Genomic DNA, 24464 nt, shown 5'->3' on the forward strand with positions numbered 1-24464 from the left:
GCTCCTTTATCTATTCAAGCCGGGACCCGACTGGCTATATCTCCGGCAGCACGCTGCGCAATCGGATAGAGATCCCGCTCTGGAATCGGCACGTTTCTGGGCTTGTCATCCAGGCAGGCAACCGCCATACAGGCGACCAGTTCGCCCGCGATGAGGATAGGTACGGCCAGCTCTTCAGCCGCCTTATTACCTCCACTCAGCATACCTCCACCCAGCTGCACCGAGGGCGCAGCATAAAGGGCGTAGCCCCGCTTGCGCGTGGACTCGATCATCTGCGGCAGCCAGAGCCGGTCCCGTGCTAACAGCAGCGACTCTCGTCCACCCGCGGGGCCCAACTCCTGCAACAGGCAGCTGCGCTCCTGCTCACCGCAAAAAGCCAGATAGCACTGTCCTGCTGCCGAAAAGAGCATCGAGCGGTCAGCCTGCCCCGCCTGGTCTCCCTGCGGGTGCGGTGCACTCCAGAGCACCGACATCTGTAATTCGTGCCGGGCGTATACCACCAGCGAAAGGCGATGTGCGCGCGAAAGCTCCTGAAAGATATCGGCTGCAGATGCGCGAATCGACGCGAGCCTTGTCATATCACTGCGCTGGGACTCCCGGGGAAAAGAAAGCGAATATTGAGAGCCCGTGTCCACTCTATTTACCCAACCGGCAGTTTCCAGTGTTTTAAGAATACGTAGCAACGTGGATTTATTAATATCGGTTGCCCTGTGCAGCTCCGCGAGCGATGAAGTACGCCGCTTGTGCAACTCATCCAAAACCCGCATTCCTCTTGCAAGTGAATCTATTATTTTTGTCATTATTTTCACCCCAAAACGGATATATAAAGCGTTTTCTTTTTAACAAAAGTCCCTGCCCATAAAACGCAGTGCTACGGCAACTCTCTCAGTCAATAATCCTTGAGGAAAAATGGTAAAAAAGTCGGCCCGCCTGAATAGCCCCGCAATAAATCCCACTGACCTCTCAGGGAATATCGCCTTGGCTAACAGGCAAAAGAGTGGTGAGCTCTTCAAGGCCGACAATTGGTGCTGAGGTCCAACCCTCTTTACGCTCGGGGCTCATGCGCAGCCCCAAGATTCACAACACTTCAAACAGTTGCAGCTCTACCTCTTCCGGCCGGCGAATACCGGTGCCGATAAACAGCCGCTCGGTGATCCACGACAGCGCCGGCGAGGTTGTCTCAAACCAGGGCGTACAGCGGAAATAGATCTCCGCCGGGTCTACTGGCTCGCCCCGGATGAGGCGGTCGGTCACTTCAGGTGCTGCCACGCGGATCGCCCGGTTGTGCACATAGATGTGATCACCGGCGTCGGTTTCGATCACGTAACGGGCATCCAGGTCCGCCATGCGCGGTGTCAGGATCAACTGGTGATCAGCGCCACCGGCCAGTACACGACCGGTCCATCCGTCGCCTTTAACGCTGCCACCCAGAATCGGAATCAGGCGACGCTGCCCATGCTGCGCCTTGCCCACTTCCTGGGGCTGGTCGACCTGGATTTTCAATTCAGCAAAGTGTTTCAGTTCCGGATACATCCATTACTCCTTAACGTTGTGGCATGTCGGCGGTGCTATAAACCAGGCTCACGGTGGCGTCACTGGGGATCGCCGGCATGGTTTCATTCCAGGCAAGCCACTGGTTACGCATCGCTTCCAGGCGCTCAGGCTGCAAACGCCCCTGGTTTGCACGCTCCCGGGCATCGTTGGTGATGTTGAACAGATATTCGTGCTCATCGACCTTCAGGTATTTCCAGTCGCCAAGGCGCAGCGCACGCTGATCCCGGTGCTTCATGCGCCAGTAGAGCGGCCGCTCGAAGCCTTCGCTCTCGCCGGTCAGCACCGGCATCAGGGAGACGCCGTCAACCGGGTACTCGGGGTCGATCTCGCCGTTGCCCGCCTCAAGCAGGGTACGTGACCAGTCCATGGTCATGCAGTGCTGCATGCTGACGGTGCCGGGCTTGACTGCTTTCGGCCAGCGCACGATCCAGGGCACGCGGATGCCACCCTCGGTCAGGTCCATCTTGCCGCCCACCAGCGGCCAGCTGTCGGAGAAGCGCTCACCGCCGTTATCACTGGTGAACACGATCAGCGTGTCTTCGCTCAGACCATGCTGTTCCAGCGCTTCCATGATGCGGCCGATACCCTCATCCATGTGATGGATCATGCGGCGATAGGTGTGAATGTTGCCGCCCTCCAGGTGATAGAGGGTGGTGATCTTGTCGGCCAGCTCCTCATCGTCGCGGGTCTCCCAGGGCCAATGAGGCGCGGTGTAGTGAAGGCTGAGGAAGAACGGCTTCTGATCAGCTGCATCGGCGCGGCGGTGCACGAACTCTACCGCCCGGTCCGACAGCAGATCGGTCAGATAGCCGATCTCTTCATGCTCCTCTTCATTGATCCAGAGATCATGATCGCCCTTGCCGCTGCGGTGGCTGAAGTAGTCGACACCACCGGCCATGATGCCGTAGAACTCGTCATAACCTGAGCGACGCGGGCCGAAATGCGGCGGATAACCCAGGTGCCATTTACCGATCAGCCCGGTGTGGTAGCCAGCCTTCTGCAGCTGAGACGGCAGCGTCGGAATATGCGGCGGCAGACCCAGGGTGTCGCTGCCCTTGCTGCGGCTGTTTATCGGCTCTTCCAGCGCGCCGCGCAGGCGATACTGGTACGCCATGCTCATCAGCGCAAAGCGGGTCGGCGAGCAGACCGGCGAGTTGGAATAACCTTCAAGGAACAGCATCCCCTCTTCCGCCAGCTTGTCGATGTTCGGAGAAACCTGGCCAAACTGGGCCTCACGCCCGCCGTAGCAGCCCAGGTCTGCATAGCCAAGATCATCAGCGACGATATAAATGATGTTAGTCATCAGCCAGTTACCTTCATTCGATACAGTTTGCAGTCAGAGCGGCGATGCCATAGCACCAATACCAATGTCAGGCCCACACCGATCTGATCCATGAACATGCCCGGGGCAAAGAGGAAGCAGGCAGCCACCAGGCGGAGCAAAATTTCAGCAAGCTTGAGTGCACGTTTATCAAAACCACTCAGCGCACTCGCTACGAGCAGGATGCCAATCACGAGCTTCACCAGCAGCCAGAGCCAGGACAGCAGCGAAAATTCCACACCGGCATCAGCTACGGTCAGCAACAGCGGGTTAAAGGCGAAGGTGAACGGGATCGCAAAGATCATGATCCCCACCTTGGATGCCTGGAACGAGGTACCGATAGGGCCGCCACCCGAGATACTCGCCGCCGCAAAAGCCGCGATCGCAACCGGAGGTGTGATCGCCGAAGCCACCGCGATAAAGAACACAAACATATGTGCGGTCAGCGGCTCCAGACCCAGCTGCTGCATAGCCGGAATCGCGATGGTGGCTACCGTCACATACGCCGGCAGTGTCGGCATGCCCATGCCGAGCACGATGCAGCAGAACGCGGCGACCACCAGGGAGAGCAGCAGTGAATCGGACACCATGCTGCTGAGCAGAATGCCGAACTTCAGCGGTACACCGGTCACCGACAGCGCCGAGATCACAATACTGACCGCAGCAATCGCCATCAGCAGTTGGGAGAAGGTCTTACCGCCGGCACAGAGGCTCTTGATCAGCTTGACCGGTTGTTGACGCACTTCCGGGTTGATAAAGCTGAGCGGGAACAGCAGCGCCAGCGCAGAGATGGAGGCACCGGAGGGTGACAGCCCCATAATCAGCAGCGCAACGATCAGCCCCAGCGGAACAAAAATCAGCAGCAGGTTCAGGTAGTCCTGGCGCGTTGGCTGTTCAACGCCGTTATCGGCCGTGTCCTCTGCCTTGATGCCCAGACGACGGGACTCGAACACGATCATCGCAAACAGGCTGCCGTAGTAGGCGATCGCCGGCACCAGCACCGCAATGATAATGGTGAGGTAACTGACACCCACGAAGTCCGCCATCACCAGCGCTGCCGCGCCCATGATGGGCGGCATGATCTGGCCGCCAGTCGAAGCCGCCGCTTCAACGGCGCCGGCGAAATTGGGGGTGAAACCACGCTTCTTGATCATCGGGATGGTCACGACGCCGGTACCCACAACGTTGCCCACCGCACTGCCGGAGACCGTGCCAAAAAGGCCGGATGAGAGCACCGCAGCGTGGGCAGGACCACCGGCGGTATGGCGCATCCAGGAGAATGCGATACGGATCATCGAGTCGCCCGCGCCCACACCCTCAAGCACCGCGCCAAGGATAATGAACGGGAACACCGTAGTGATCACGATGGAGAAGGTGCTGCCGAGGATGCCAGAGTCCAGGCTGTAGAGCAGGTTCTGCGCCAGCGTTTCGGTCACCCCCATATTCACGGTCTGAAGCAGGCCCGGCCAGTGATGCCCGGTAGCCATGTAGGCGATGCCGAAAATACCCAGCAGCGCTACCGGGATACCCCAGATGCGCCAGCAGAAGAACAGCGCTCCGGCCGCTGCGATCAGCGCGATCCACATCTCGTGGGCACCGAACAGGAACATCGCCTCATCGAGCTTGCTGCTCACCTGGTAGAACGACCAGCAGGACCAGAGCATGCCGAGACCGCAGATCGCCGCCATCACCGACAGGATGCGATCACCGAGCGAACCGCTGGAGCCACGAATCACGCCCAGGGTGACCACCAGGATGCAGAGTGCGAAAAAGCTTGCCCGGAAGAACACCATCTCGAAGGGTCCGAGTCGGAAATCACCGATGGCGGGCATCACATTTGCCAGGCCGTAAACGGTTACTGCCAGGCAAAGGGCTGACGTCAGCCAGTACAGCGTACGGCTGGTAAAGGATTTCAAGGAAACCATGTTAACTCCCTCAGCCAGGGCAACGGCGTCGCCCCGAACTGGTCAGATGCGTGACGAAATTATTCGCTCGGCGGCAGAAGCTCTGCGGGGATTTCGATACCGACTTCCTTGTAATAACGCACGGCACCGGGATGCAGTGGCGCATTCAGTCCATCAAAGGGGCCGGTTTTCGGCAGCAGCCTCAGCAGAGAATTGGTTTCTGCCACGGCTGCGCGGTTTTCCATGTAGGTTTTGGTCAGCTGGTAAGCAATGTCGTCGGAAAGATCCTTGCGTGACGCCATCATCATCAGCGTGCCCCAGGTCGTAACTGGTTTCTCATTGGTCTGGCCGGCGTAAGTGCCCGGCTCGATCACCACCTTGGTCAGGCCCCAGCCCTTGGGTGGGACGGTATCTTCCTCCAGCGTCAGAAAGTAAACATCGCGGGAGAGGCTCAACTCTGTGAGCACCTGAGAGCCAAGACCAAAGGCGCCGATATAGACGTCATACTGGCCATCCTGGAAGCCCTGGTTCGCGGCTCCCCAGGGCGCCTTGACCGGCTCATACTCACCCTCTTCCAGGCCACCTTCCTTGGTCAGCGCTATCAGCTGCTTATTCGCGGCACCCGCCGGCGGGCCGATATAGATCCGTTTATCTTTCGCATCAGCCCAGGTCTTGATGCCAGAGTCGGCCCAGACGATCGGATGGAAGGGGCTGCCGGGGATGGCAAAAAGTGCACGAACATCTTTTGACAGAGTCACGGCTTTATCGCCAAGGCCAGCATAGGGGCCCGAGCCGTTGGAAAGGGCGTTATACGCCAGAGGAGGAACAATCGCCGTATCGAGAGTGCCCTGGCCAAGCTTGAGCAGGGATTTCGTCAACGTCTGATTCAAAATCAGCTGCAGGTCCACGCCATCGGCGGCCCAGTGAGACGCCATCGCCTGGGGGATTACTGAAAGTACGCTGGCCGAGCCGGTAGTCTCCATAGCAACCTGCTCTGCCTGGGCTACATTGACTGCGAGACCGGCCACAACAGCACAGAAACTATTACGCACCCATCGGGAAGGGATTTTCATATCGACTCCATTTTGTATTTGTTTTGATCGACATCAATTAATCTACCGACGCACTTTCCATGTGTACAATGAAGTTTTGCCAAACCAAACCGACAAAAATGAATAACAAGAAGAGAAAGCAGCCGTGGAAGCCAAACACCTGATCTACCTGTCGACCATTCTTGAGAAAGGTTCGATCAGCGCCGCCGCCGAATATCTGGCCGTGGCTCAGCCCACCCTCACCCGGGCCATGGCCACCCTGGAGATGCAGGCCGGCACCCAGCTGTTCAGCCGCAGCCGCTACGGCGTCAGCGGTACTCCCATTGGCGAAGCGCTGGCCCGTGAAGGCAAGGCGATTATCCGCACCATGGAAATTGCCAAGGAGCAGCTATCGCGCTATCAGCTTGGCTTGAAGAAGGAGCTGCGGATTGCGGCGGGGCCGCTGATTGGGCTTGCGGTGATTCCCGATATTATCGAGCGCGTCACCGCCGAAGCGCCCAATAACGCGGTGACGATCCGCAGCGCACGCCCGGCGGTGGCACTGGATGAACTGCTGGACGACCAGCACGATGTGGTCATCGCCCCAGCCCCCCACGACCGACCCATCAGCGGCGTGCTGCGCCGCCAGATCGCGGAAGATGTAATCGGCGTTTACTGCAGCGAAAAGCATCCTCTGGCGAAGAAGAAAAAGCTCAATATCAGCGACTTTGAATCCGCCGACTGGCTGACCCTGGGGCTGGCGAGCCCGTTCGAACGCCAGGTACTTGAACTGCTCCTGTCGGGCGGGATCAAGCATCTGCGCACCAAGGTAGCGTTCAAGAACGACGCCGCCATGCTGATCAAAATGCTGGCTCGCGGCCGTCATCTCGCGGTGCTGCCACGGCTGCCATTGACCGCCATCGGCCCCGACTACGGCCTGGTTGAACTCAAAGTGGACCTGGGTGCCGTGGTACACCGCAACCTTTACCTCTGGACCCGTGAAGAGGTGGTCGACCACCCCGCCTATATCACCTTTCTCGCCGTGGTCACCGAGATCTTTGCCGACCTGGAACGCGCCAGTTTCCAGTCCCGTTAAACACCCTGAAAAATCCAAAGAGACGATTATTTAATATATTTACTAAGTACCGGGTTTCCGTAACCCCCGGATTTTCGCTGCTGTGACTGTTTCTCCGAGATAGGCTGTGCAACTCGCGCCAGGCTTGTTCGCATCGGCTTTTCTCACCCCTCCTGAAGCCGGCACACAAAAAAAGCCGGATGCCGGCACCAAAAAAACAGAAAAGTACAATCTTTAACCTGTTTATTACATTTTCAACACAACACCCCGCCGTAATAATGATTCCAACAGGTCGCTGCTGCCGCTGCTTACCCCTTAGGCCGCGCCGCACCCTCTCTAAAAACAATAAGAGATCAGACAATGAAACAGCCCAACCCTATGCTGGAAAAGCTTCAGGAAATCCTGCCCGCTATTCGTGAAAACGCCTCCAAGGCCGAAGAGCTTCGCCGCGTACCGGAAGAAAATATCGCCATGCTGCACGGCATAGGCCTGAACCGCGCGTTCCTGCCGAAAGCCTATGGCGGTCTCGAAATGTCCCTGCCGGAATTTACCGAATGCATCGCCGCCCTGGCGGGCGCCTGCTGCTCCACCGCCTGGGCCTATAGCCTGCTGTGCACCCATAACCATCAGATGGCGATGTTCGGAAAGCAGGCTCAGGAAGAGTTCTGGGGTGAAAACCCGGATGTCGTTGCCTCCAGCTCCATCGCACCTTTTGGCCGATACGAGGAAACCGAAGGCGGCATCACCTTCACCGGCGACATGAAGTGGAGCTCCGGCGTGGACTACGCCGACTGGATCATCGTCGGCCTGAACCGCATGGTGAACGACGAGAAGATCTACAGCTTCGCCGTGATACCCAAGGCCGATTTTCAGATTATCGATGACTGGTTCTCCGCTGGCATGCAGGGCTCCGGCACCAAGACCGCGCGTATCGAGGGCGTCTTCATTCCGGAACACCGCATCCAGGCGGCCAAGGATATGATGGAAGGCCGCCACGTGGGCCGCTCCCTCTACCCGGACAGCAAGATCTACCACACGCCCTACCGCCCCTACTTCGCCTGCGGCTTCGCAGCCATGAGCCTGGGTGTTGCCGAGCGCATGGTAGAGGTGTTCCGCGAGGTTACCCAGAACCGCGTACGTGCCTACACCGGCGCCAAAGTAGGCGGTTCTATCCCGCCGATGCTGCGTATCGCCGAATCCTATCAGCAGGTGTGCGCCGCCCGCGCCTACCTGGAAAAAACCTGGCAGGAGCATAAAGAGTACGGTGAGCGCCATGAATACCCCGACCGCTACACCCTGGCTCACTGGCGCACCAACCAGGCCTACGCCATCAAGATGTGTGTTGAAGCGGTTAACCGCCTCTGGGCCGTAATGGGTGGCTCTAACTGGTACCTGGAGCGCGAAGGCCAGCGACTGTGGCGCGAATCCAATATGACCGCCGCTCACGCCTACACAGACTACGACGTCTGCGCCCAGATCATCGGCCGCGAACTGCTGGGCCTGGAACCGGACCCGACGCTGCTCTGATCACAGCAGCCTGCCCCTCGCCCTTATAAAAATAACGGAGGTGAGCCGGATGCTGCCGGCTCCACGTCCCAGCCAAGATTTCAGGATCAGATATGAACACTCAGGTTTCATCCTTCGACTCGAAAGCCTTTCGCCGCGCCCTGGGTAATTTCGCCACCGGCATCACCGTCATCACCGCCACCGCACCGAATGGCGAAAAGGTCGGCGTAACCGCCAACAGCTTCAACTCCGTGTCACTGGATCCGGCGTTGATTCTGTGGAGCATCGACAAACGCTCAGGTAGCTTCAAGGTGTTCGAGCAGGCCAGCCACTTCGCCGTGAATATCCTGGCAGCCGATCAGATCGAACTCTCCAACCACTTCGCCCGCTCCAGCGATGACAAGTTCGCAGGCATAGAATATGGCTCCGGCGCAGGCCAAGCTGCCATACTGCCAGACTGTGCCGCAGTCTTTGAGTGCGAGAAATATGAGATCATCGAAGGCGGCGATCACTGGATACTAATCGGCAAGGTCGTTGCGTTCGAAGATATCGGTCGCGCACCGCTGGTCTACCATCAGGGCAGCTACTCCGTGGTCATGCCACACCAGCGCCCGGCGACCAGCGAAGACGAAGCACCCGGTATGAAAGTGCTGGAAGGCCGCCTCAATAACAACTTCTACTACCTGATGACCCAGGCTGTACGCGCCTACCAGAACGACTACCAGCCGCTGCAGCTCTCCACCGGCCTGCAGACCAGCGAAGCACGCATGCTGATCGTGCTGGAGCAGGATCGAAAACTCTGCATCGACGACCTGCTCGCTGAGGTCAACATGCCACGCCAGGAGATCGAGCACGCCGCCGAAATCCTGCAGCGCAAGGGGTTGGTGAGCCTGGCCGACAACTGCTACCGAATCACGCCAAAAGGAATGCAGCAGGCGGAAACACTCTGGGACCTGGCCGCCCAGGAGCAGGAGAAGGTGTTCAGCCAGTTTAGCGACAGCGAACTCAACGCCTTCCGCAAGGTGCTGACGGCGATTATGTAAGCCCTGCTAACGCCAGCGGAGAAACAAGAAAGCCCTGTCATGGCATGACGGGGCTTTTTAATGAGATGCGACTAGAGAGCGACTATTACGCCGTGTTAGCCGGCTCCGGCGCGGCAACTCTCAAGGTAGTTGTCTCCCTACGCCCGCCGCCAACCCTGGTCGAGTTGCTTAGACCTAGAAACGACGAAGCCCCGTCACAGCGTGACGGGGCTTCTGAATGATGGCGGTCAGGGAGGGATTACTCGCGCCCCTTCGGGGCCGCCGTCGCTAGCTCCGGCGTTGTCTCGCTCCGCTCGACTCGAACCCTGTTCGAGGGTTCTCACCCTCCCTGTCGAGTTGCTTAGACCTAGAAACGACGAAGCCCCGTCACAGCGTGACGGGGCTTCTGAATGATGGCGGTCAGGGAGGGATTCGAACCCTCGATGCCTTTCGACATACACACTTTCCAGGCGTGCTCCTTCGGCCACTCGGACACCTGACCTTTATCCCCTGAATCTCGCTTTTTGAGGGCGGCGACTCAAGTGGCTGCGCATTCTATCAGACTGATTTGAAAGAACAAGCGCTGATTTAAACTTTTTTCAAATCGCCTGCTTCCGACCCAAATTCAGGGGTTTGAAAACAGCCTAAAAGCGGGCCGGACAGATCGAAAAATACTGATACACAGGTCGAAAAATTCGTGCCCCCGGTTGCTGCCCGGCCCCTGAGAGGAGATCCTCTTAGCTGGTATAGTAGCGCGCTTGGTTTCCAACGATTTTTTTTCCGGGAGTGGATAGATGTTACTGGCAATTCTGGCCGTGATTGTGGGTTTGGCGCTGCTTGTCTGGAGCGCTGACAGGTTTGTGGATGGAGCCGCCGCCACGGCCAAGCACCTGGGGATGCCGACGCTGTTGATCGGTATGGTGATCATCGGTTTTGGTACCTCCGCGCCGGAGATGGTGGTCTCTGCGCTGGCTTCCTTGCAGGGCAACCCGGGCCTTGCCCTGGGTAACGGCTACGGTTCCAACATCACCAATATCGCGCTGATTCTTGGTGTAACCGCCCTGCTCTGCCCCATCGCCGTTCACTCCCAGATTCTGCGTAAAGAATTGCCGGTACTGGCAGCAGTGACACTGCTCGCCGGTTATCAGTTAATCGACGGCCAGATCAGCCGCATGGATGCAATTGTCTTGCTACTGGTGTTCGCACTCGCCATGGGCTGGTCGATCTGGCTCGGTATGAAGCAACGCGGCGACTCGCTGGGCGATGACTTCGAGCATGAGATGCAGGAAGAGCTGATGCCGATGAAAAAGGCGCTCATGTGGCTGTTTATCGGTCTTCTGCTGCTCGTCGCCAGCTCTCGTCTGCTGGTTTGGGGAGCGGTAGATATCGCCTCAGCACTGGGTGTCAGTGATCTGATTATCGGTTTGACCGTGGTGGCCATCGGCACCTCTCTGCCGGAGCTTGCCTCCTCCATCGCTGCGGTACGCAAGAACGAGCATGATCTGGCACTGGGTAACGTGATCGGCTCCAACATGTTCAATACCCTGGCGGTGGTCGGTATCGCCGGTGCGATCCAGCCGATGGCGGTGGAGTCGAGCGTGCTCTATCGCGACTGGGTGGTGATGGCTGCGCTGACCTTCTCCCTGTTCATTCTCGGTTACGGCATACGCAAGGCGGGCCATATCAACCGTCTGGAAGGGGGCGTTCTTGTCCTGGCCTACGCAGGGTATACTGGTTACCTGATTTATACCGTTGTAGAAACCGCCCTCGGCTAACAGGATGTTGAAAAACTATCTGCGTTGCCGAACGCTGCGTTAAAAACAGGCTCAAAGTGCTCATTTAGTTCACTAAACTCCGCCTTTTCGCCTGTTTTTGCCTTGCCTCGGCTACCTCGAAAACGATTTTCAAAACCCTGTAAGGAGCCCTCCAGCATGATGCGAGCCTATTCGATCGAACAGGAACATTTGGTCGAATGCGAACTGGAGCCCCAAACCGCCGCGTCAACGCTACGAGAGGTCGCCTGGATCGACCTCCAGGAGCCGAATGACGAGGAGCGCTGGCTGGTGGAGTCGCTCTATCCGGAGAGCCTCCCCGAGGCACACGAGGTGGAGGAGATCGAGTCCAGCGCCCGCTACTTTATTGAGGGCACGGATATCCATGTCCACTCGCTGTTTCTCTACCAGTCCGAAGGACGCCATCAAACTTGCACGGTGGCGTTCACGCTGAAGAAAGACCGCCTGCTCAGCATCCGCGATACGGAGCTGGCGGACTTCCGTCTGATGCGCCTGCGCGCCCGGCGCGGCTGGATCGAAACCCAGTCACCCTTGCAGGTGCTGACCTCTCTGCTGGACCAGAAGGTAGATAACCTGGCGGACCAGCTGGAAGACCTGCACCGTGGCCTGGAGTCAGTCAGTACCCTGGTGCTGGAAAAGCGTGACAGCGCCGAGATGGAAGGCTCGCTGGATCGCCTCTCCCGGCTGGAAGACAGCAACGGTAAGATGCGCCTGGTGCTGATGGATACCCAGCGCTCTATCTCCTTTCTGCTGCGCCATATCCGTGAGTTTCCGCAGGAGCAGGAAAGCTGCCGCGAACTGCTGCGCGACCTGGATACGCTGATGTCCCACGCCAATTTCATGTTCGAGAAGATCAACTTCCTGATGGATGCGGCGCTGGGCTTTATCAATATTCAACAGAACCAGATCATCAAGACCTTCTCCATCGCCGCCGTGGTGTTCCTGCCACCGACCCTGGTAGCCAGTATCTACGGCATGAACTTCGAGCATATGCCGGAGCTGGAGTGGCTGCTCGGTTATCCCTGGGCGCTGGGGCTGATGGTGCTCTCCGGCATCGCGCCTTACTGGTACTTCAAACGCAAGGGCTGGCTCTGATTCAGGAGCCGGTCCACCCGCCTTACCCGCCATTTTGGGCGGGCTGCGACAAGCCCGTCGCAATATCTGTGGCAAAGACAACAAATCACCGCTCATCCAGCCTTGGCGCTTTCGCGACAATTCTCTTTACCCCACTGATTATTAAGTAGTTTTATTAAAACATCAGATGCGGTCACGTTCTTGCTATCTCTACGTGGCAATCGAATGAGGATGACGACGATGTTGTTAAAGAGCTATGACGAACAGTCGCTGCTGTTCAACACCAACTTTTTGGAAACCACCAGCAGCGATGGATTCGCCTATCGCGGCGAGCTGGTGATCGAGGAAGGCGAAGTCGCGGACGCTCAGGGTCGCCGCAAACCGCCCGTGTCTCTGCTGCTTGGCGCTGTTCTGCTGGAACAGGATGAAAAGCTGAAACTGCTAGTGGGCCTGCTGAACGACCTGAGTCTGGTTGAAGCCCTGCTGGAAAAATATGGCAAGGACCTGGCCGACGATATGGCAGCCATGATCTTCACGCGCAACATCGGCGAACCGATGCTGCTCGAAACCGACGGCAAACAGATTGTACTGATGCCGCTGGACGAAGGGATTCCCTGGAACGAAGCGATTGACGAGCTGGCTCTGGAAAAGAGCGACTTCAAGGGCCAGTCATCCGGCGACAAGCTGGTCACGCTGTACAAAGAGATGAAAGGCTTCAAACCGCGTGGCGCCGACACTGTGTTGCTGGAAGAGGCGCTGAACCGGACTATCGAAGTTAAGCAGTCGGCTCGCGGTCCGGTCTAAAAGCCGCCGCAAAGAAAAGTAAGTAGAGAGCACCGAGCGAGGGTCCCGTCGGGTGGAGGCGGGACACTCGCTCTTTTTATTTAGCAGGAGGCACGACCCCCTGCCGATTGAAGCCGGCACGGCGGTACATCAAAACCCGGCGGTTGATCGCGACGGGGGCGTCGCTCCTACTTGAAACCAGCCCGGTAGGAGGCGCGCCTCGCGCCGATCAGGGCCGGGCCTAAACTCAGGCCTCGACCTTCGGCTTCAGCAGGTAGATGTGATCCCTGACCAGGGAAACGTTGGTGTTCTTGTCAGACATGCAGATCAGCACCCGCTGATCCTGCAGCATAAAGCCGCTGAGACGTTTGCCACCGATCTCCAGATGAGCCTCATCATGTTTGGTACGCAGCTTGGTGACGTTCTGAAACACGTAGCTGAACGCCTTTTTCGCTACGGTCTCATGATTACGGCTGACAAAGGTCGATACGCTGATCTCGGCACCCTGCAGGATACAGCTGCTTTCGATCACGCCGGGCTTGTCGATCTGTCCTAGCAATTCCTTCATTCTCCACTCCACTGCAACAGATCCATTGCCTGCTGTTTCACTACGGAAAGACTCAGCTCTTTTTCGGAACAGAGTCCCAGCGCCTGACGCTCCTCGACGAATACCGACAGGGTCTCGTGCTCGGGCCCGCAGAGCACCAGGTTATCGATATGCCCAAGGAAAGCGACCTTTTGCTCCAGTGCAGAGACCAGATTCACCATCGACTTCAACATCGCCTGGTTTTGCATGCTGCTGATATTGGTTTCCAGCACCTTGCGATCCGCACCCAGGTGCATGGCGCCGGTAATACCACGGGTATTCATCGCCGCATCCATCAGTGAAACCGCATTGAACAGCTTAATCTCGGCCGGCTTTTTCTCCTGCTCGATCTGTTCCTGCTGTTCAGACTCCGACGCCTCGCAGCTCTGATCTTCGATCACCGGCGGACGGTGCTCCATCAGGCGCTTACCCAGCTCGTCCCAGTCGACGCTCGGTTCGCGCTCAGCCAACACCGCCTTGATCACCTCCAGCACCGAGTCCGGGTAGCGTGCGTCGATAAACAGGACCGTGGTAAAGATCCCCATGTTCTTCAGCTCATTCATGTAATAAGCATGATCGGGGTGGGCCTGCTGGTCGGAGTGAGTGACCGCGATGATCAGCTGACGCTGCACCAGGTAGTCACGAAACTCATCCAGGTAAAACTTGATGTCCTTGAACGGGTCGTTACGGGTGTTATCGACGAGCAGCACCAGCGCCTTGGCATCGTGTACCAGGTCGCTCATCATCAGTTGCCACATAAAGCGGAAGCGTTCCTGCCCCGGTGTTCCGTAGAGATGCAGCCTGGCGCTGTCTGACATCTCAAGTACGCCGTAGTCCATGGCGATGGTGGTCTTCTGTTTCCGCCGGATCGCCGAGTCGCTGACACTGGCATCGGTATCGATGGTTTCGATATCACTCAGTGAGCGGATCGCCGTGGTCTTGCCGGAGCAAACCGAACCGGTAAAAAGTATTTTGTAGTCAGCCATTTCGCTTCCTCATTTCATCGCTCACTGCCCTGCTCGCGAACGGCGTTCGGATCTGGGCTGGCCGGGGGACAGGAACTTCGGGATGAAACGTCTGTTTTGAACGTTTCCCGATTCTTAGCGTAAACCGCACAGGTTTCAAGCCCGCGGATCAGATAAGTTGCATATAAAAGGCCCCAAGCCCGGGTCACGCAACCGTGCATTGATCGGCAGCAATAGCTAAGAGTTTAGGAGAACCCTGGTAAAGCGTTTACACCTGCTCTAAAAAAGCAGCCTCGGACTCGGACCCTGGGTCCGCCCGGGCAGTAAAAATCCACCGACACTACAGATGACTTTACATCAAGCTACCTATTAAGAGAGCCTGGATAAACCTTCTGACGAATGCCGGGACCACCCATATGTGTGTCCTTTTCAACTCTGGTTTCGGCTGCTGCCGAGCAAAGAGACTTGTGCGGACAAGTCCCTTTGCAATCCCAAACCGCCCCTATGGTTTGGTCGGCTACGCCGACTACCCTGTGCTTCTCGTCTGAAAGAGCGGGACAGGAAACTCGCAGCGTTGCTGCTCAAACAGCCTGTCCCTTATCTCTCTTTCAGTCTGCGATGCTCGGCTGCACCAAAGGGGATGGATTGCTGCGCTCAGATGGCTATGAGGCATCGAGCCCCGTTATCTTTACGGCACGAGAAAGGCATAACCTCGACTAAACAATCACCACCTTCATAAGAGGTGGTTTGCGAGCGACAACAAAAAAGCGCCTTGCGGCGCTTTTCGTCAACGGAAAGGCAGTTAGATTACTGCGCTTCCATCGCCTCGCAGGCTTCCAGGGTGTTCTGCAGCAGGCAGGCGATGGTCATCGGACCTACACCACCCGGAACCGGAGTGATCGCAGAAACACGGTCGTAGGCAGCATCGAAGTCCACGTCGCCCACCAGCTTGCCGGTGTCGAGACGGTTGATGCCCACATCGATCACCACGGCGCCCTCTTTGAGCCATTCACCCTTGATGAACTTGGGAATGCCTACAGCGGCGATGACGATATCCGCCTGGGCCAGCTCGGCCGGCAGATCCTGGGTTTTGGAGTGGCAGACGGTCACGGTAGCACGCTCCATCAGCAGCTCCAGCGCTACCGGGCGACCAACGATGTTGGACGCACCGACGATGACCGCTTTCTTGCCCATCGGCTCAATGCCGTAGGCCTTGAGCAGACGCATGCAGCCGTAAGGGGTGCAGGGGCGCAGAGTCGGGGCTTTGCCCGCCAGGCGACCCAGGTTGTAAGGGTGGAAACCATCCACATCTTTCTTCGGATCGATGCGCTCGATGACAGACTGCACATTGATCTGCTTCGGCAGCGGCAGCTGTACCAGGATACCGTGGATCTCTGGATCGGCGTTCAGCGTATCGATCAGCGCCAGCAGTTCACTCTCGGAGGTGTCCACTTCCAGACGATAGTTACGGGAGAGAAAGCCAACCTCTTCGCAGGCTTTGACCTTGCTGCCCACATAAACCTTGGATGCAGGATCCTCGCCCACCAGAACCACGGCCAGACCCGGAGCCGGCAGCCCCTTGTCAGTACGCGCCTTCACCTTGCCGGCGATCTCCTTGCGCAACTCGGCGGCTACTGCCTTGCCATCGATACGTTTATCCACAGTCGTCTGTGCTTCGCTCACACCTCTCTCCCCGGGGTCAGGATTCCCCGCGCCACAAGTGAATGCCCGCAGTAAAAACGGGCCGATATTGGCGCGCAATTCTACAGGGAACGGCGCCCGGTCGCACCTTTGTTTGTCCAATCAGGATTTAGAGTTTGTCCAGTCAGGATTCTGAATCGACAGATGCAGCGACAAAGCTGCTCAACTCGAGGCCTTTAATGACGGGCCTGCAACCCAGCGAAACAGCAACGGCAGCGCAAAACACATAACCAGCACACGCACCAATTGGTGGGTCGCCACAAACACCGGATCCACATCGGTACTGAACGCTATAGCCACCATCACCTCGATGCCGCCCGGCATGTAGGAGAGCAGCGCCTGCAGCAGCGGCACATCGAATCCGAGGTGCAGTACCATCGCAAAGCAGCCACAGGTGGTCAGCGCCAGCGCCAGGCCACCCAGGGCACCCATAAAGGTATTGCGCAACAGCGCCAGGTCCAGCCCCGCCATGCGCACCGCGATCGCCGTGCCCAGAACCGCCAGCACGCCATTAAACCACTGCGGCGGTATATGCAGATCCAGCCCGAACAGGAACTTCAGCACCAGGGTAGTAAACAGCGCGCCGGTGAGCATGCCTGCGGGAATACGCAGCCGTCGTGCACACCAGCCTCCTACGAAAGCGCAGGCAAAAACCAGCGCCAGCAGCGGGTAGTCCGGCTGCAACTGCACAAGCTCTTCCGTGGACCGCTGCGTAATGGGGAACGCTAGGGGCAAGGCAGTCACCAGGAAAAACAGTCTCACGCTGTGCACCAGCGCGATACGTTTCACATCAAGCCCCGCCTGAACCGCAAACAGCATCACCACGGCCAGGTTACCGGGCACCGAGCTCAGCACCGCATCCGTGTCGCTCCAACGGCAACGGTAGCGATAAAAACTGAACAGCATCGCCACCAGCACAGCCAGCATCAGCGTCATCAGCAGCAAGGTGGAGGACCAGTCCACCAGGTGATCGACAATATCGGCATCGATACCACTGGCGATGGACACCCCCAGAAACAGCGAGATGATCGACGTGGTCATGGATGGCATCCTGACGTCGACTCGAGCGGCTATGGCGAGCAGAACCGCCAGCATGGCGCCCAGCAGCCAGGGAGAAGGCAGATGTAATAGCGTGGCCAGCCAGCCACCGGTCACACCGATAGCCAGGGTTTTGAGAATCGTCAGCATGATTGATCGCTAAAACAGCGGCGGCAGCCGCTCTTGGCGGGTCGCCTGAACTCTGGAAAAACAGAAACACCCGGGCGGAATGCCCGAACGGGAGTGTCCAAACAGGAATGAGAGTATATCGCGTTTATTCGATTAATTCCCGCTGCTGGCGAGAAATACAGGGCTGTTCAGCCGCCCTGACACCGAGTCAGCGGCTAATGTGAAAGCTGGGCGAGCTGTTCCGGCGTATCGATATCCGCCACAACGCCGCCGTCATCCAGATCGATATAAAGCAGACAATCAGCATTCGCTTTGAGCAGGGTCCGGCCACCCTCATCGCCGCTCAGACCGCCAAGCTCACCCCAGAAGTCACGCCCGAACAGCACCGGATGACCCGGCTGATCGCGATAGCGGGGACGAACGATCTGTCCGCGACTGGCAGCGTCTATCAGAGCCGTGAGTGTATCGGCATGAATAGCGGGCATATCGCCCAGCATAATGGCGAGGCTGTCCACATCGGCAAAGGCGGCATCATCGGCCACCGCCCGCACCGCATCGGCAATGCTGGCGCCTAGCCCGTCTGCCGCGGCAGGCGCGCGCAGTACCCTGAGGTGCTCGGGAATTCCCAGCGCAACGACATCATCCTCCGGCCGGATCACCACTGCCAGTTGATAGCTGGCACCGGTTGGGCTGCTCAGCTGCGACAGAGTCGCCGCCAGTAAGCTGCGCCCATCAGCCAGAATCGCCGTGCGCTTGTCGGTGATGCCAAAACGGCGGGAAAAACCCGCCGCCATTACCAGCACCAGCACCCTGGGTCGGTGTTCAGAGGTCATTACGATCTCTGCCGCGCTGCACGCGAAGCACATCGGCCATCACCGCCAGTGCGATCTCCGCCGGGGTTTTACTGCCCAGCGCCAGGCCGATCGGCATATGAATCCGCTCCACCTGGTCGGCACTCAAGCCGCCGGTTGAGAGCAGCCGGGCCGCGCGTTTGTCGGAGGTAAGCCGCGACCCCATAACGCCGATATAAAACGCATCGGTGCGCACCGCTTCGATCATGGCCAGATCATCGATACGCGGATCATGGGTCATCGCCACCACCGCGGTCTGCTGATGGCAGTTGCCTGGCTTGGCGATAAACATCGACGGCAGGGTCTTCTCCAGCCGCACATTCTCCAGATCGAAGTCTCGATACTCCTCTTCACGGGGCTCACAGACGATCACCTCGTAGCCAAGACTCACCGCGAACTCGGCACAGGGCCGGGCAACGCTGGACAGGCCAGCGATGATCAACCGCAGCGAAGGCCCCATACGAACGCTGACACCATCGGCCGCAACCTCCACACGATCGCCACCGGCATTGTCCAGCGGTGACAGGGAATAGGAACCATCGGCCAGGGATACGCGACGCAGCCTCTGCTCACGGCCACGCATCACCGCCGCCAGCTCGGCCAGATGGCGGCGGTTGCCGTCATCCGGTTCGAGCCGTTCGATCAGTACATCCAGAATGCCGCCACAGGGCAGCTGAATCTGTGGCCGATCATCCTCTCGACGCTGGCCGTACCTTTCGGTACGGACGCGCTGATGGAACTCGCCCGCCTGCAGCCGTTCGAGAAAGTCTTCCTCGACACAGCCACCGGACAGCGAGCCCAGATGCCGGCCATCGGCCCTGGCCACCATGATGGAGCCAGGTTCCCGCGGCGACGAGCCAAAGGTGGATAGCACCGTACATAGCCAGACCGTCTCCCCGACGTTAAGCCACTCCTGTGCCTGCTCCACCACCTGTAGATCGAGATGCTGCATTAAACGCTTCGATTAACCTCTCTACTTAGCTGCTTACTGAGCTATCTGGCTGTTTAGCCTTTCAGCTGATCAGCCACAGGCAGACTGCGGATACGCTTGCCGGATGCGGCAAAGATCGCATTACACAGCGCCGGCGCCACCGGCGGCAGACCAGGTTCGCCCACACCACCCATCGGAATATCCATGCTGTTGTTCACGGCATGGCAGTGGATCTCCTTCGGTACCTGGTTGATGCGTGGCACCAGGTAGGTATCGAAGTTGTTCTGCTGGATCACACCGTCCTTCGCGGTAATCTCGGTCATCATCGCAATCCCGGTTCCCATGACGCAGGCGCCCTCGAGCTGAGCGGCCACGCGATCCGGGTTGACCTGCGGCCCACAGTCGAAAGCGATATCGGCACGGTGAATGATCACCTCGCCGGCGTCGGTCACCTCAACATCCATTACCACGGCACAGTAGGATACGAAGCTCTGGTGCACCGCGAGGCCGAGACCGCGGTTAGCCGGCATCTCTTTGCCCCAGCCCGCTTCCTTGGTGGCACGCTCGATTACGGCACGGTAGCGGGCGGTGTTGATCGGGTATTTAGCCGGATCTTCACCGTAGTTGAACACCTCACCCTGACTGAGCGGATCGATCTTGCGATCCGGGCCCAGCAGCTCCAGCAGGAACTCCTTGTGGTCGCGACCCGCCTGGTGCGCCAGCTCGGAAATAAAGCTCTGGATCGCGAAGGCGTGCGGGATGTTGTAAACGGAACGGAACCAGCCGATACGGATATGCCCTTCCGCTTCACCACTTTCCTGCTGAATCGACGGAATATCGTAAGGCATGCTGCGGATGCCCATGCCCAGCTCCATGGCTGACTGGTGCTCCGCATTGGGCGCAAACACAGAAGCGATACTCGGCGCCAGGGAGCGGTGCAGCCAGCCGCTGACCTTGCCCTGGTCATCGAAATACGCTTCCAGATGCTCCAGCGCTACGGTATGGAAGAAGCCGTTATGCAGGTCATCTTCACGGGTCCACTGCACACGCACCGGACGTCCGTCCATTGCCTTGGACAGATCCGCCGCTTCGAACACGTAGTCCGGCTTGGCTTTACGGCCAAAACCGCCGCCCATCAGACCGCACTGCACGATCACCTTTTCCGGCTCCAGGCCGAGGCGCTTGGCCACGCCGTCGCGGGCCGCCTGAGGGTTCTGCACCGAAGTCCATACATCGGCGCTGTCGCCGTTGATGCGCACAATGGCAGCCATGGGTTCCATCGGCGCCTGGGCCATGTGCGGCGCGTAGTAATTGACGCTGAGCGCATCGGCCGCAGACGCTTTGGCAGCGGCGATATCACCGGTGGAACGGGCCACCTCGCCCGGCTCCTGGGAACGCTTCTCCAGCAGTTCGCGGAAGGCCTTGGAGTCATAACTGGCGTTAGCGCCGGCAGGTTCGTTATCCCACTCGATGCTCAGCGCCTGGCGGCCCTTGATCGCCGCCCAGGTGTTTTCCGCCAGTACGGCAACGCCGCCCATCGGCTCGAAACCGGAAGGCTGGGTTGCGGTCGGCATTGCCATCACCTTGACCACACCCGGCACGGCCAGCGCGGCGCTGTCATCGAAAGACTTCACCGCGGCGCCGTAGGATGGCGGGCGCGCGATTACGGCGTAAAGCATGCCGTCCCAGCTGACATCGGCCGCATACTGCGCCCGGCCGGTGAGGATATCCATGCCGTCTGCCGCCAGCGGTTGCTTGCTCTCGCCCTGCGGAAACTCCTCGGGCTGACGCATGATATAGCGCCACTGATCCGGGGACTTGAGTGCTAGGGTATCGCGATCCGGCACCGGCAGCTCTGCCGCTGCTGTAGCCAGTTCGCCAAAGGTGAGGGAGCGCTGGGTCGGTGTGTGCATCACCAGGTGTACGCCAGCCTTACATTCGCTGACTGGAACACCCCACTGCTTGGCGGCAGCCTGCTCCAGCATGGTCCGCGCAGCAGCGCCGGCACGGCGCAGCGAATCAAACCACTGACGCATGGAGCGCGAGCCGTCGGTATTCTGGTTGCCGTAGATCTCTTCATGGGCGATCGCCTGTTTAACGACCACCTGGTCCCAGTCGGCGCCCAGCTCGTCCGCCATCACCATGGCGACGCTGGTGCGGATCCCCTGGCCCATTTCGCCACGGTGGTTGATCAGGGTAACGGTGCCATCGGGCTCGATGCTGATAAACACATCGGGATCGTCCACCACGCCGTGCGGCATGGCGTCGCCACCGAACTTCTGCTCTTCCGCGAAAGCGGGCGTCCAGCGCGCGGCAATCACCAGTGCGCCGGCGGCGGTCAGCCCCTTAAGGAATCCACGGCGGCTGACGTTGGCCAGCTGTACATCTCCGCTTTCAGCCTGGTCGAATTTGCGCGAAAACAACTTCTGCGAAAACATTGAGCTGCTCATGCCTTCACCTCCGTAAACAGTGACTCATCGATAGCGGCAACGCCGTTTTCGGAAGCGCGTTTGATCGCTTTACGGATGCGGGGATAGGTACCGCAACGGCAGATGTTGCCGCTCATGCCACTGTCGATCTGCTCATCGGACGGGTTCGGATGATTTCTCAAAAGAGATACAGCGCTCATCACCTGGCCACTCTGGCAGTAACCGCACTGAGCCACGGCCTCGTCCATCCAGGCCTGCTGTACGGCCTGTCCGACCGGGTCGCTTTCCATCGCTTCAATAGTGGTGATCTGTTTGCCCTGGGCCTGGGAGATCGGTGTCAGGCAGGAGCGGATCGGGCTGCCATCAAGATGCACGGTACAAGCACCGCACATCGCCAGGCCGCAACCGAAACGGGTACCGGTCAGTTTCAAGGTATCGCGCAGGACCCACAGAATCGGTGTATCCGCTGGCACATCCAGCGATCGGGGTTCGCCATTAACTGTAACTTCTATCATCGGTTCGCTCCTTCGCGTCCTACCCCAACAGGGCAGGCTGACAGACTTTTTAATTAAATGGTTCTTATCGACCTTTGGGTACGTGGGTACCGTTATCCCGGACCACTCACCACAATGTAGACCAGCGCGCTCAAGCTTGTCGCTGACGGCCACACCCGTCGGCGCCAAAACATACATCACAGGCACACATTACTTCGTGGGTAACAAATTAGTGTAGACGGGTCACCGATTGAACCTACGATTCTCGCTATTTATTGCCTATTCGTGCAGCGAGCACCTGGGGAGCGGCAGCCACCCTCATAAAACCTGGAACCTTTTCCGAGGGAGCATCGAGATCAAAAGTGAGAAGAAAAGCGGCACCAGCAACCGGGGGAAGAAATAAAACGCGGCCCACCGCCCGGCATCTGTCGCAGCGATGGACCTGCCAAACTACTTAAATCTCAGCACCAGCTCATGCAGCTCAGCGGCGATATCACCGTTGCGCTGGGCGCTGGCGGTGGACTGCTCACCCTGCTGCTGATTGCTGCGGGCAAGGCTGGATACCTGCGTCACCTGGCCATTTATCTGGTCAGATACCTGCGCCTGCTCCTCAACGGCAGCCGCCATCTGCATCGCCATCTGGGCGATATCGCTGACCGAACTCTGAATACGGTGCAGCGTCTGCTCCGCGGTGACCATCTGCCGGGCACCATCTTCTGCAGCACTATTACCCTGCGCGGCAATACTGACGGCCCGTTCGGCACGCTGGTTCAATGATTCGATAATGCCGTGGATCTCCCGGGTTGAATCCTGGGTGCGCAGCGCCAGGTTTCTTACCTCTTCAGCCACCACGGCGAACCCCCGACCATGATTGCCCGCCCTGGCAGCTTCGATGGCGGCGTTCAGGGCCAGCAGGTTGGTCTGCTCGGCAATCACTTCGATAATGCGCGTAGCATCGGTAATCACCCGCGTCTCGTTGGCCAGTTCATTCACCGACTCACTGATATTCAGCACGGTGGACTTCAGATTATCAATCGCCTCGCTGGCCTGACTAACCACCCGGCTGCCGTCGCTGGCAAAGCGGCTCGTCTCTTCGGATCGCGCCGCGGTCTCCTGGACGTTGGACGATACCTCAGCGATGGTACCCGACATCTCGCCGATCGCCTCGGCGATCCGGTCGGTCTCCCTGCCCTGCTCGATCAGGGTCTGCTGTGTTTTCTGGGCGATCTCCAGGCCCCGCGCCGATTCCCGGTGCACTTCGTCGGCACACTCACCCAGCCGGGTCAGCACCGCATCCAGGTGTGCCTGCTGCGCCAGCACCGCTACCCTGATGCGGCCAAGCTCCAGGCCATCATCGGTAAACGAGAGCGCCGCCAGATCGTCGCTAAAAACATTTCCCATGGAGCCGACCACCGAAGCCCTCACCCGGGTGCGCTCCATCCGGTTCCAGACGGCATATGCCAGGGCCCCGCAGGCCAACACCATCTCTGCTGCCAGTCTCTGCCCGGTATAGAAAAGCAGGGCGGCCAGCAGGAACACTGCGGTCAAAAAGCAGGAGCTGGAAGAAGGCAGCAAACGGCCAGCGGATGGTATCTTGCCCTGGTTGAGCTTGGTGTAGAGCTTTTCGGCCCGGCCAACATCCTGGCGCGAGGGGCTGGAGCGAACCGACTCGTAGCCGATAACCTTGCCCCGCTCCATCACCGGCGTGATGTACGCACTCACCCAGTAATAGTCGCCGTTTTTGCAGCGATTCTTCACCATCCCCATCCAGGGTTTACCGGCTTTCAGATAACCCCACATGGCCTGGAATGCTGCAGGCGGCATATCCGGATGACGCACAATGTTATGCGCCTGCCCCACCAGCTCTTCGCGGGAAAAGCCACTTACATCGACAAATGCCTGATTACAGTGGGTAATACGACCTTTCAGGTCGGTGGAGGAGATTAGCTTTATATCGGGGCTAAAGGTAACTTCGCGGTGGGTAACGGGAAGGTTCTGTTTCATGCTCGCATCTTAATGGTAATTCCGCAGCAGCAACTCCGGGTGACACACGCGAAGCGTTCCCTGCTTCTGCGACTACTGTGTGCCGCGATACTGCACCGGACCAGACCCAGCAACTCTCCCTATGAGTGACTCCGATAAAGGAGTCAGCCTGAAACGGAAAGCCTATGCCAGCTAGCATCTCTGCGAATGAGCGTTAAAGGCGGGGCTTTAACGCTTTCCAATCTCGATGCTCGCTGCCTATTTTTTAACCTTAAGCGATTGAAACTTAAGATA

20 protein-coding genes, 1 tRNA gene, 1 other RNA gene and 1 pseudogene are annotated in these 24464 nt (G+C 58.6%); 6 read left to right on the plus strand and 17 right to left on the minus strand.

Annotated features, from left to right (window positions below):
- Positions 1 to 14 precede the first annotated feature (14 nt).
- The 6 genes and pseudogenes from C4S72_RS14795 to C4S72_RS14815 all read right to left on the minus strand — a co-directional run bounded on the left by C4S72_RS14795 (position 15) and on the right by C4S72_RS14815 (position 5852).
- A complete protein-coding gene (locus C4S72_RS14795) occupies positions 15 to 578 on the minus strand; it encodes a hypothetical protein (RefSeq protein WP_235009156.1) in 564 nt (187 codons plus the stop codon).
- A gap of 66 nt (positions 579 to 644) precedes the next feature.
- A pseudogene (locus C4S72_RS26230) lies at positions 645 to 800 on the minus strand (helix-turn-helix domain-containing protein); the annotation flags it as partial.
- A 277-nt stretch (positions 801 to 1077) separates the two neighbouring features.
- Positions 1078 to 1533 carry a DUF3237 domain-containing protein gene (locus C4S72_RS14800; RefSeq protein ID WP_104003948.1) on the minus strand — a complete coding sequence of 152 codons (456 nt, stop codon included), beginning with the start codon at positions 1531 to 1533 and terminating at the stop codon, positions 1078 to 1080.
- Between the two features lie 10 nt (positions 1534 to 1543).
- On the minus strand, positions 1544 to 2857 hold the full coding sequence (locus C4S72_RS14805; protein WP_104003949.1) for a sulfatase family protein: 1314 nt from the start codon (positions 2855 to 2857) through the stop codon (positions 1544 to 1546).
- The gene (locus C4S72_RS14810; protein ID WP_104003950.1) at positions 2857 to 4800 is read right to left on the minus strand and encodes a TRAP transporter permease; all 1944 of its coding nucleotides are present in this window, start codon (positions 4798 to 4800) and stop codon (positions 2857 to 2859) included. Before C4S72_RS14810 ends, C4S72_RS14805 begins: the two co-directional genes overlap by 1 nt.
- 59 nt (positions 4801 to 4859) lie before the next feature.
- Complete coding sequence (locus tag C4S72_RS14815; RefSeq protein ID WP_104003951.1) at positions 4860 to 5852, minus strand: TAXI family TRAP transporter solute-binding subunit; 993 nt, start codon at positions 5850 to 5852, stop codon at positions 4860 to 4862.
- 124 nt (positions 5853 to 5976) lie between these two features.
- Between C4S72_RS14815 and C4S72_RS14820 the strand changes: the two genes are divergently transcribed.
- The 3 genes from C4S72_RS14820 to C4S72_RS14830 all read left to right on the plus strand — a co-directional run bounded on the left by C4S72_RS14820 (position 5977) and on the right by C4S72_RS14830 (position 9434).
- The gene (locus tag C4S72_RS14820) at positions 5977 to 6906 is read left to right on the plus strand and encodes a LysR family transcriptional regulator (protein WP_104003952.1); all 930 of its coding nucleotides are present in this window, start codon (positions 5977 to 5979) and stop codon (positions 6904 to 6906) included.
- Positions 6907 to 7245: 339 nt separating this feature from the next.
- Positions 7246 to 8412 carry a p-hydroxyphenylacetate 3-hydroxylase oxygenase component gene (locus tag C4S72_RS14825; protein ID WP_104003953.1) on the plus strand — a complete coding sequence of 389 codons (1167 nt, stop codon included), beginning with the start codon at positions 7246 to 7248 and terminating at the stop codon, positions 8410 to 8412.
- A gap of 92 nt (positions 8413 to 8504) precedes the next feature.
- On the plus strand, positions 8505 to 9434 hold the full coding sequence (locus C4S72_RS14830) for a p-hydroxyphenylacetate 3-hydroxylase reductase component (RefSeq protein WP_104003954.1): 930 nt from the start codon (positions 8505 to 8507) through the stop codon (positions 9432 to 9434).
- A gap of 221 nt (positions 9435 to 9655) precedes the next feature.
- Here the strand turns inward: C4S72_RS14830 and C4S72_RS14835 are convergent.
- Together C4S72_RS14835 and C4S72_RS14840 are read right to left on the minus strand one after the other, a co-directional pair.
- Positions 9656 to 9777, minus strand: a non-coding RNA gene (locus C4S72_RS14835) — RtT sRNA.
- A 50-nt stretch (positions 9778 to 9827) separates the two neighbouring features.
- Positions 9828 to 9915 (minus strand) — tRNA-Ser (locus C4S72_RS14840).
- 292 nt (positions 9916 to 10207) lie between these two features.
- Between C4S72_RS14840 and C4S72_RS14845 the strand changes: the two genes are divergently transcribed.
- From C4S72_RS14845 to C4S72_RS14855, 3 genes are all read left to right on the plus strand, one after another.
- Positions 10208 to 11188, plus strand: a complete 981-nt coding sequence (locus C4S72_RS14845) for a calcium/sodium antiporter (RefSeq protein ID WP_104003955.1) — start codon at positions 10208 to 10210, stop codon at positions 11186 to 11188.
- A 156-nt stretch (positions 11189 to 11344) separates the two neighbouring features.
- Positions 11345 to 12301 carry a magnesium/cobalt transporter CorA gene (gene corA / locus C4S72_RS14850; RefSeq protein WP_104003956.1) on the plus strand — a complete coding sequence of 319 codons (957 nt, stop codon included), beginning with the start codon at positions 11345 to 11347 and terminating at the stop codon, positions 12299 to 12301.
- A 219-nt stretch (positions 12302 to 12520) separates the two neighbouring features.
- Complete coding sequence (locus C4S72_RS14855) at positions 12521 to 13084, plus strand: hypothetical protein (RefSeq protein WP_104003957.1); 564 nt, start codon at positions 12521 to 12523, stop codon at positions 13082 to 13084.
- Positions 13085 to 13310: 226 nt separating this feature from the next.
- On the opposite strand, the gene C4S72_RS14860 is transcribed toward C4S72_RS14855, so the two are convergent.
- From C4S72_RS14860 to C4S72_RS14900, 9 genes are all read right to left on the minus strand, one after another.
- Positions 13311 to 13631, minus strand: a complete 321-nt coding sequence (locus C4S72_RS14860) for a hypothetical protein (RefSeq protein ID WP_104003958.1) — start codon at positions 13629 to 13631, stop codon at positions 13311 to 13313.
- A complete protein-coding gene (locus C4S72_RS14865; RefSeq protein WP_104003959.1) occupies positions 13628 to 14635 on the minus strand; it encodes a GTP-binding protein in 1008 nt (335 codons plus the stop codon). The genes C4S72_RS14860 and C4S72_RS14865 overlap by 4 nt, the downstream gene beginning before the upstream one ends.
- Positions 14636 to 15421: 786 nt before the next feature.
- On the minus strand, positions 15422 to 16297 hold the full coding sequence (gene folD, locus C4S72_RS14870; RefSeq protein WP_104003960.1) for a bifunctional methylenetetrahydrofolate dehydrogenase/methenyltetrahydrofolate cyclohydrolase FolD: 876 nt from the start codon (positions 16295 to 16297) through the stop codon (positions 15422 to 15424).
- A gap of 180 nt (positions 16298 to 16477) precedes the next feature.
- The gene (locus C4S72_RS14875) at positions 16478 to 17503 is read right to left on the minus strand and encodes an AbrB family transcriptional regulator (RefSeq protein ID WP_104003961.1); all 1026 of its coding nucleotides are present in this window, start codon (positions 17501 to 17503) and stop codon (positions 16478 to 16480) included.
- Between the two features lie 194 nt (positions 17504 to 17697).
- A complete protein-coding gene (locus tag C4S72_RS14880; RefSeq protein ID WP_104003962.1) occupies positions 17698 to 18315 on the minus strand; it encodes a nucleotidyltransferase family protein in 618 nt (205 codons plus the stop codon).
- Positions 18305 to 19285 (minus strand): XdhC family protein, encoded by a 981-nt coding sequence (locus C4S72_RS14885; protein WP_104003963.1) that lies wholly within the window; start codon positions 19283 to 19285, stop codon positions 18305 to 18307. The genes C4S72_RS14880 and C4S72_RS14885 overlap by 11 nt, the downstream gene beginning before the upstream one ends.
- A 53-nt stretch (positions 19286 to 19338) precedes the next feature.
- Positions 19339 to 21714, minus strand: coding sequence for a xanthine dehydrogenase family protein molybdopterin-binding subunit (locus tag C4S72_RS14890; protein ID WP_200826797.1), 2376 nt, complete (start codon positions 21712 to 21714; stop codon positions 19339 to 19341).
- The gene (locus C4S72_RS14895; protein ID WP_104003964.1) at positions 21711 to 22208 is read right to left on the minus strand and encodes a (2Fe-2S)-binding protein; all 498 of its coding nucleotides are present in this window, start codon (positions 22206 to 22208) and stop codon (positions 21711 to 21713) included. The genes C4S72_RS14890 and C4S72_RS14895 overlap by 4 nt, the downstream gene beginning before the upstream one ends.
- 429 nt (positions 22209 to 22637) lie before the next feature.
- Positions 22638 to 24191 (minus strand): methyl-accepting chemotaxis protein, encoded by a 1554-nt coding sequence (locus tag C4S72_RS14900; protein ID WP_104003965.1) that lies wholly within the window; start codon positions 24189 to 24191, stop codon positions 22638 to 22640.
- Positions 24192 to 24464: the final 273 nt, after the last annotated feature.

The sequence above is a fragment of the Marinobacterium lutimaris genome (assembly GCF_900108065.1).
Lineage (GTDB): Bacteria > Pseudomonadota > Gammaproteobacteria > Pseudomonadales > Balneatricaceae > Marinobacterium_D > Marinobacterium_D lutimaris.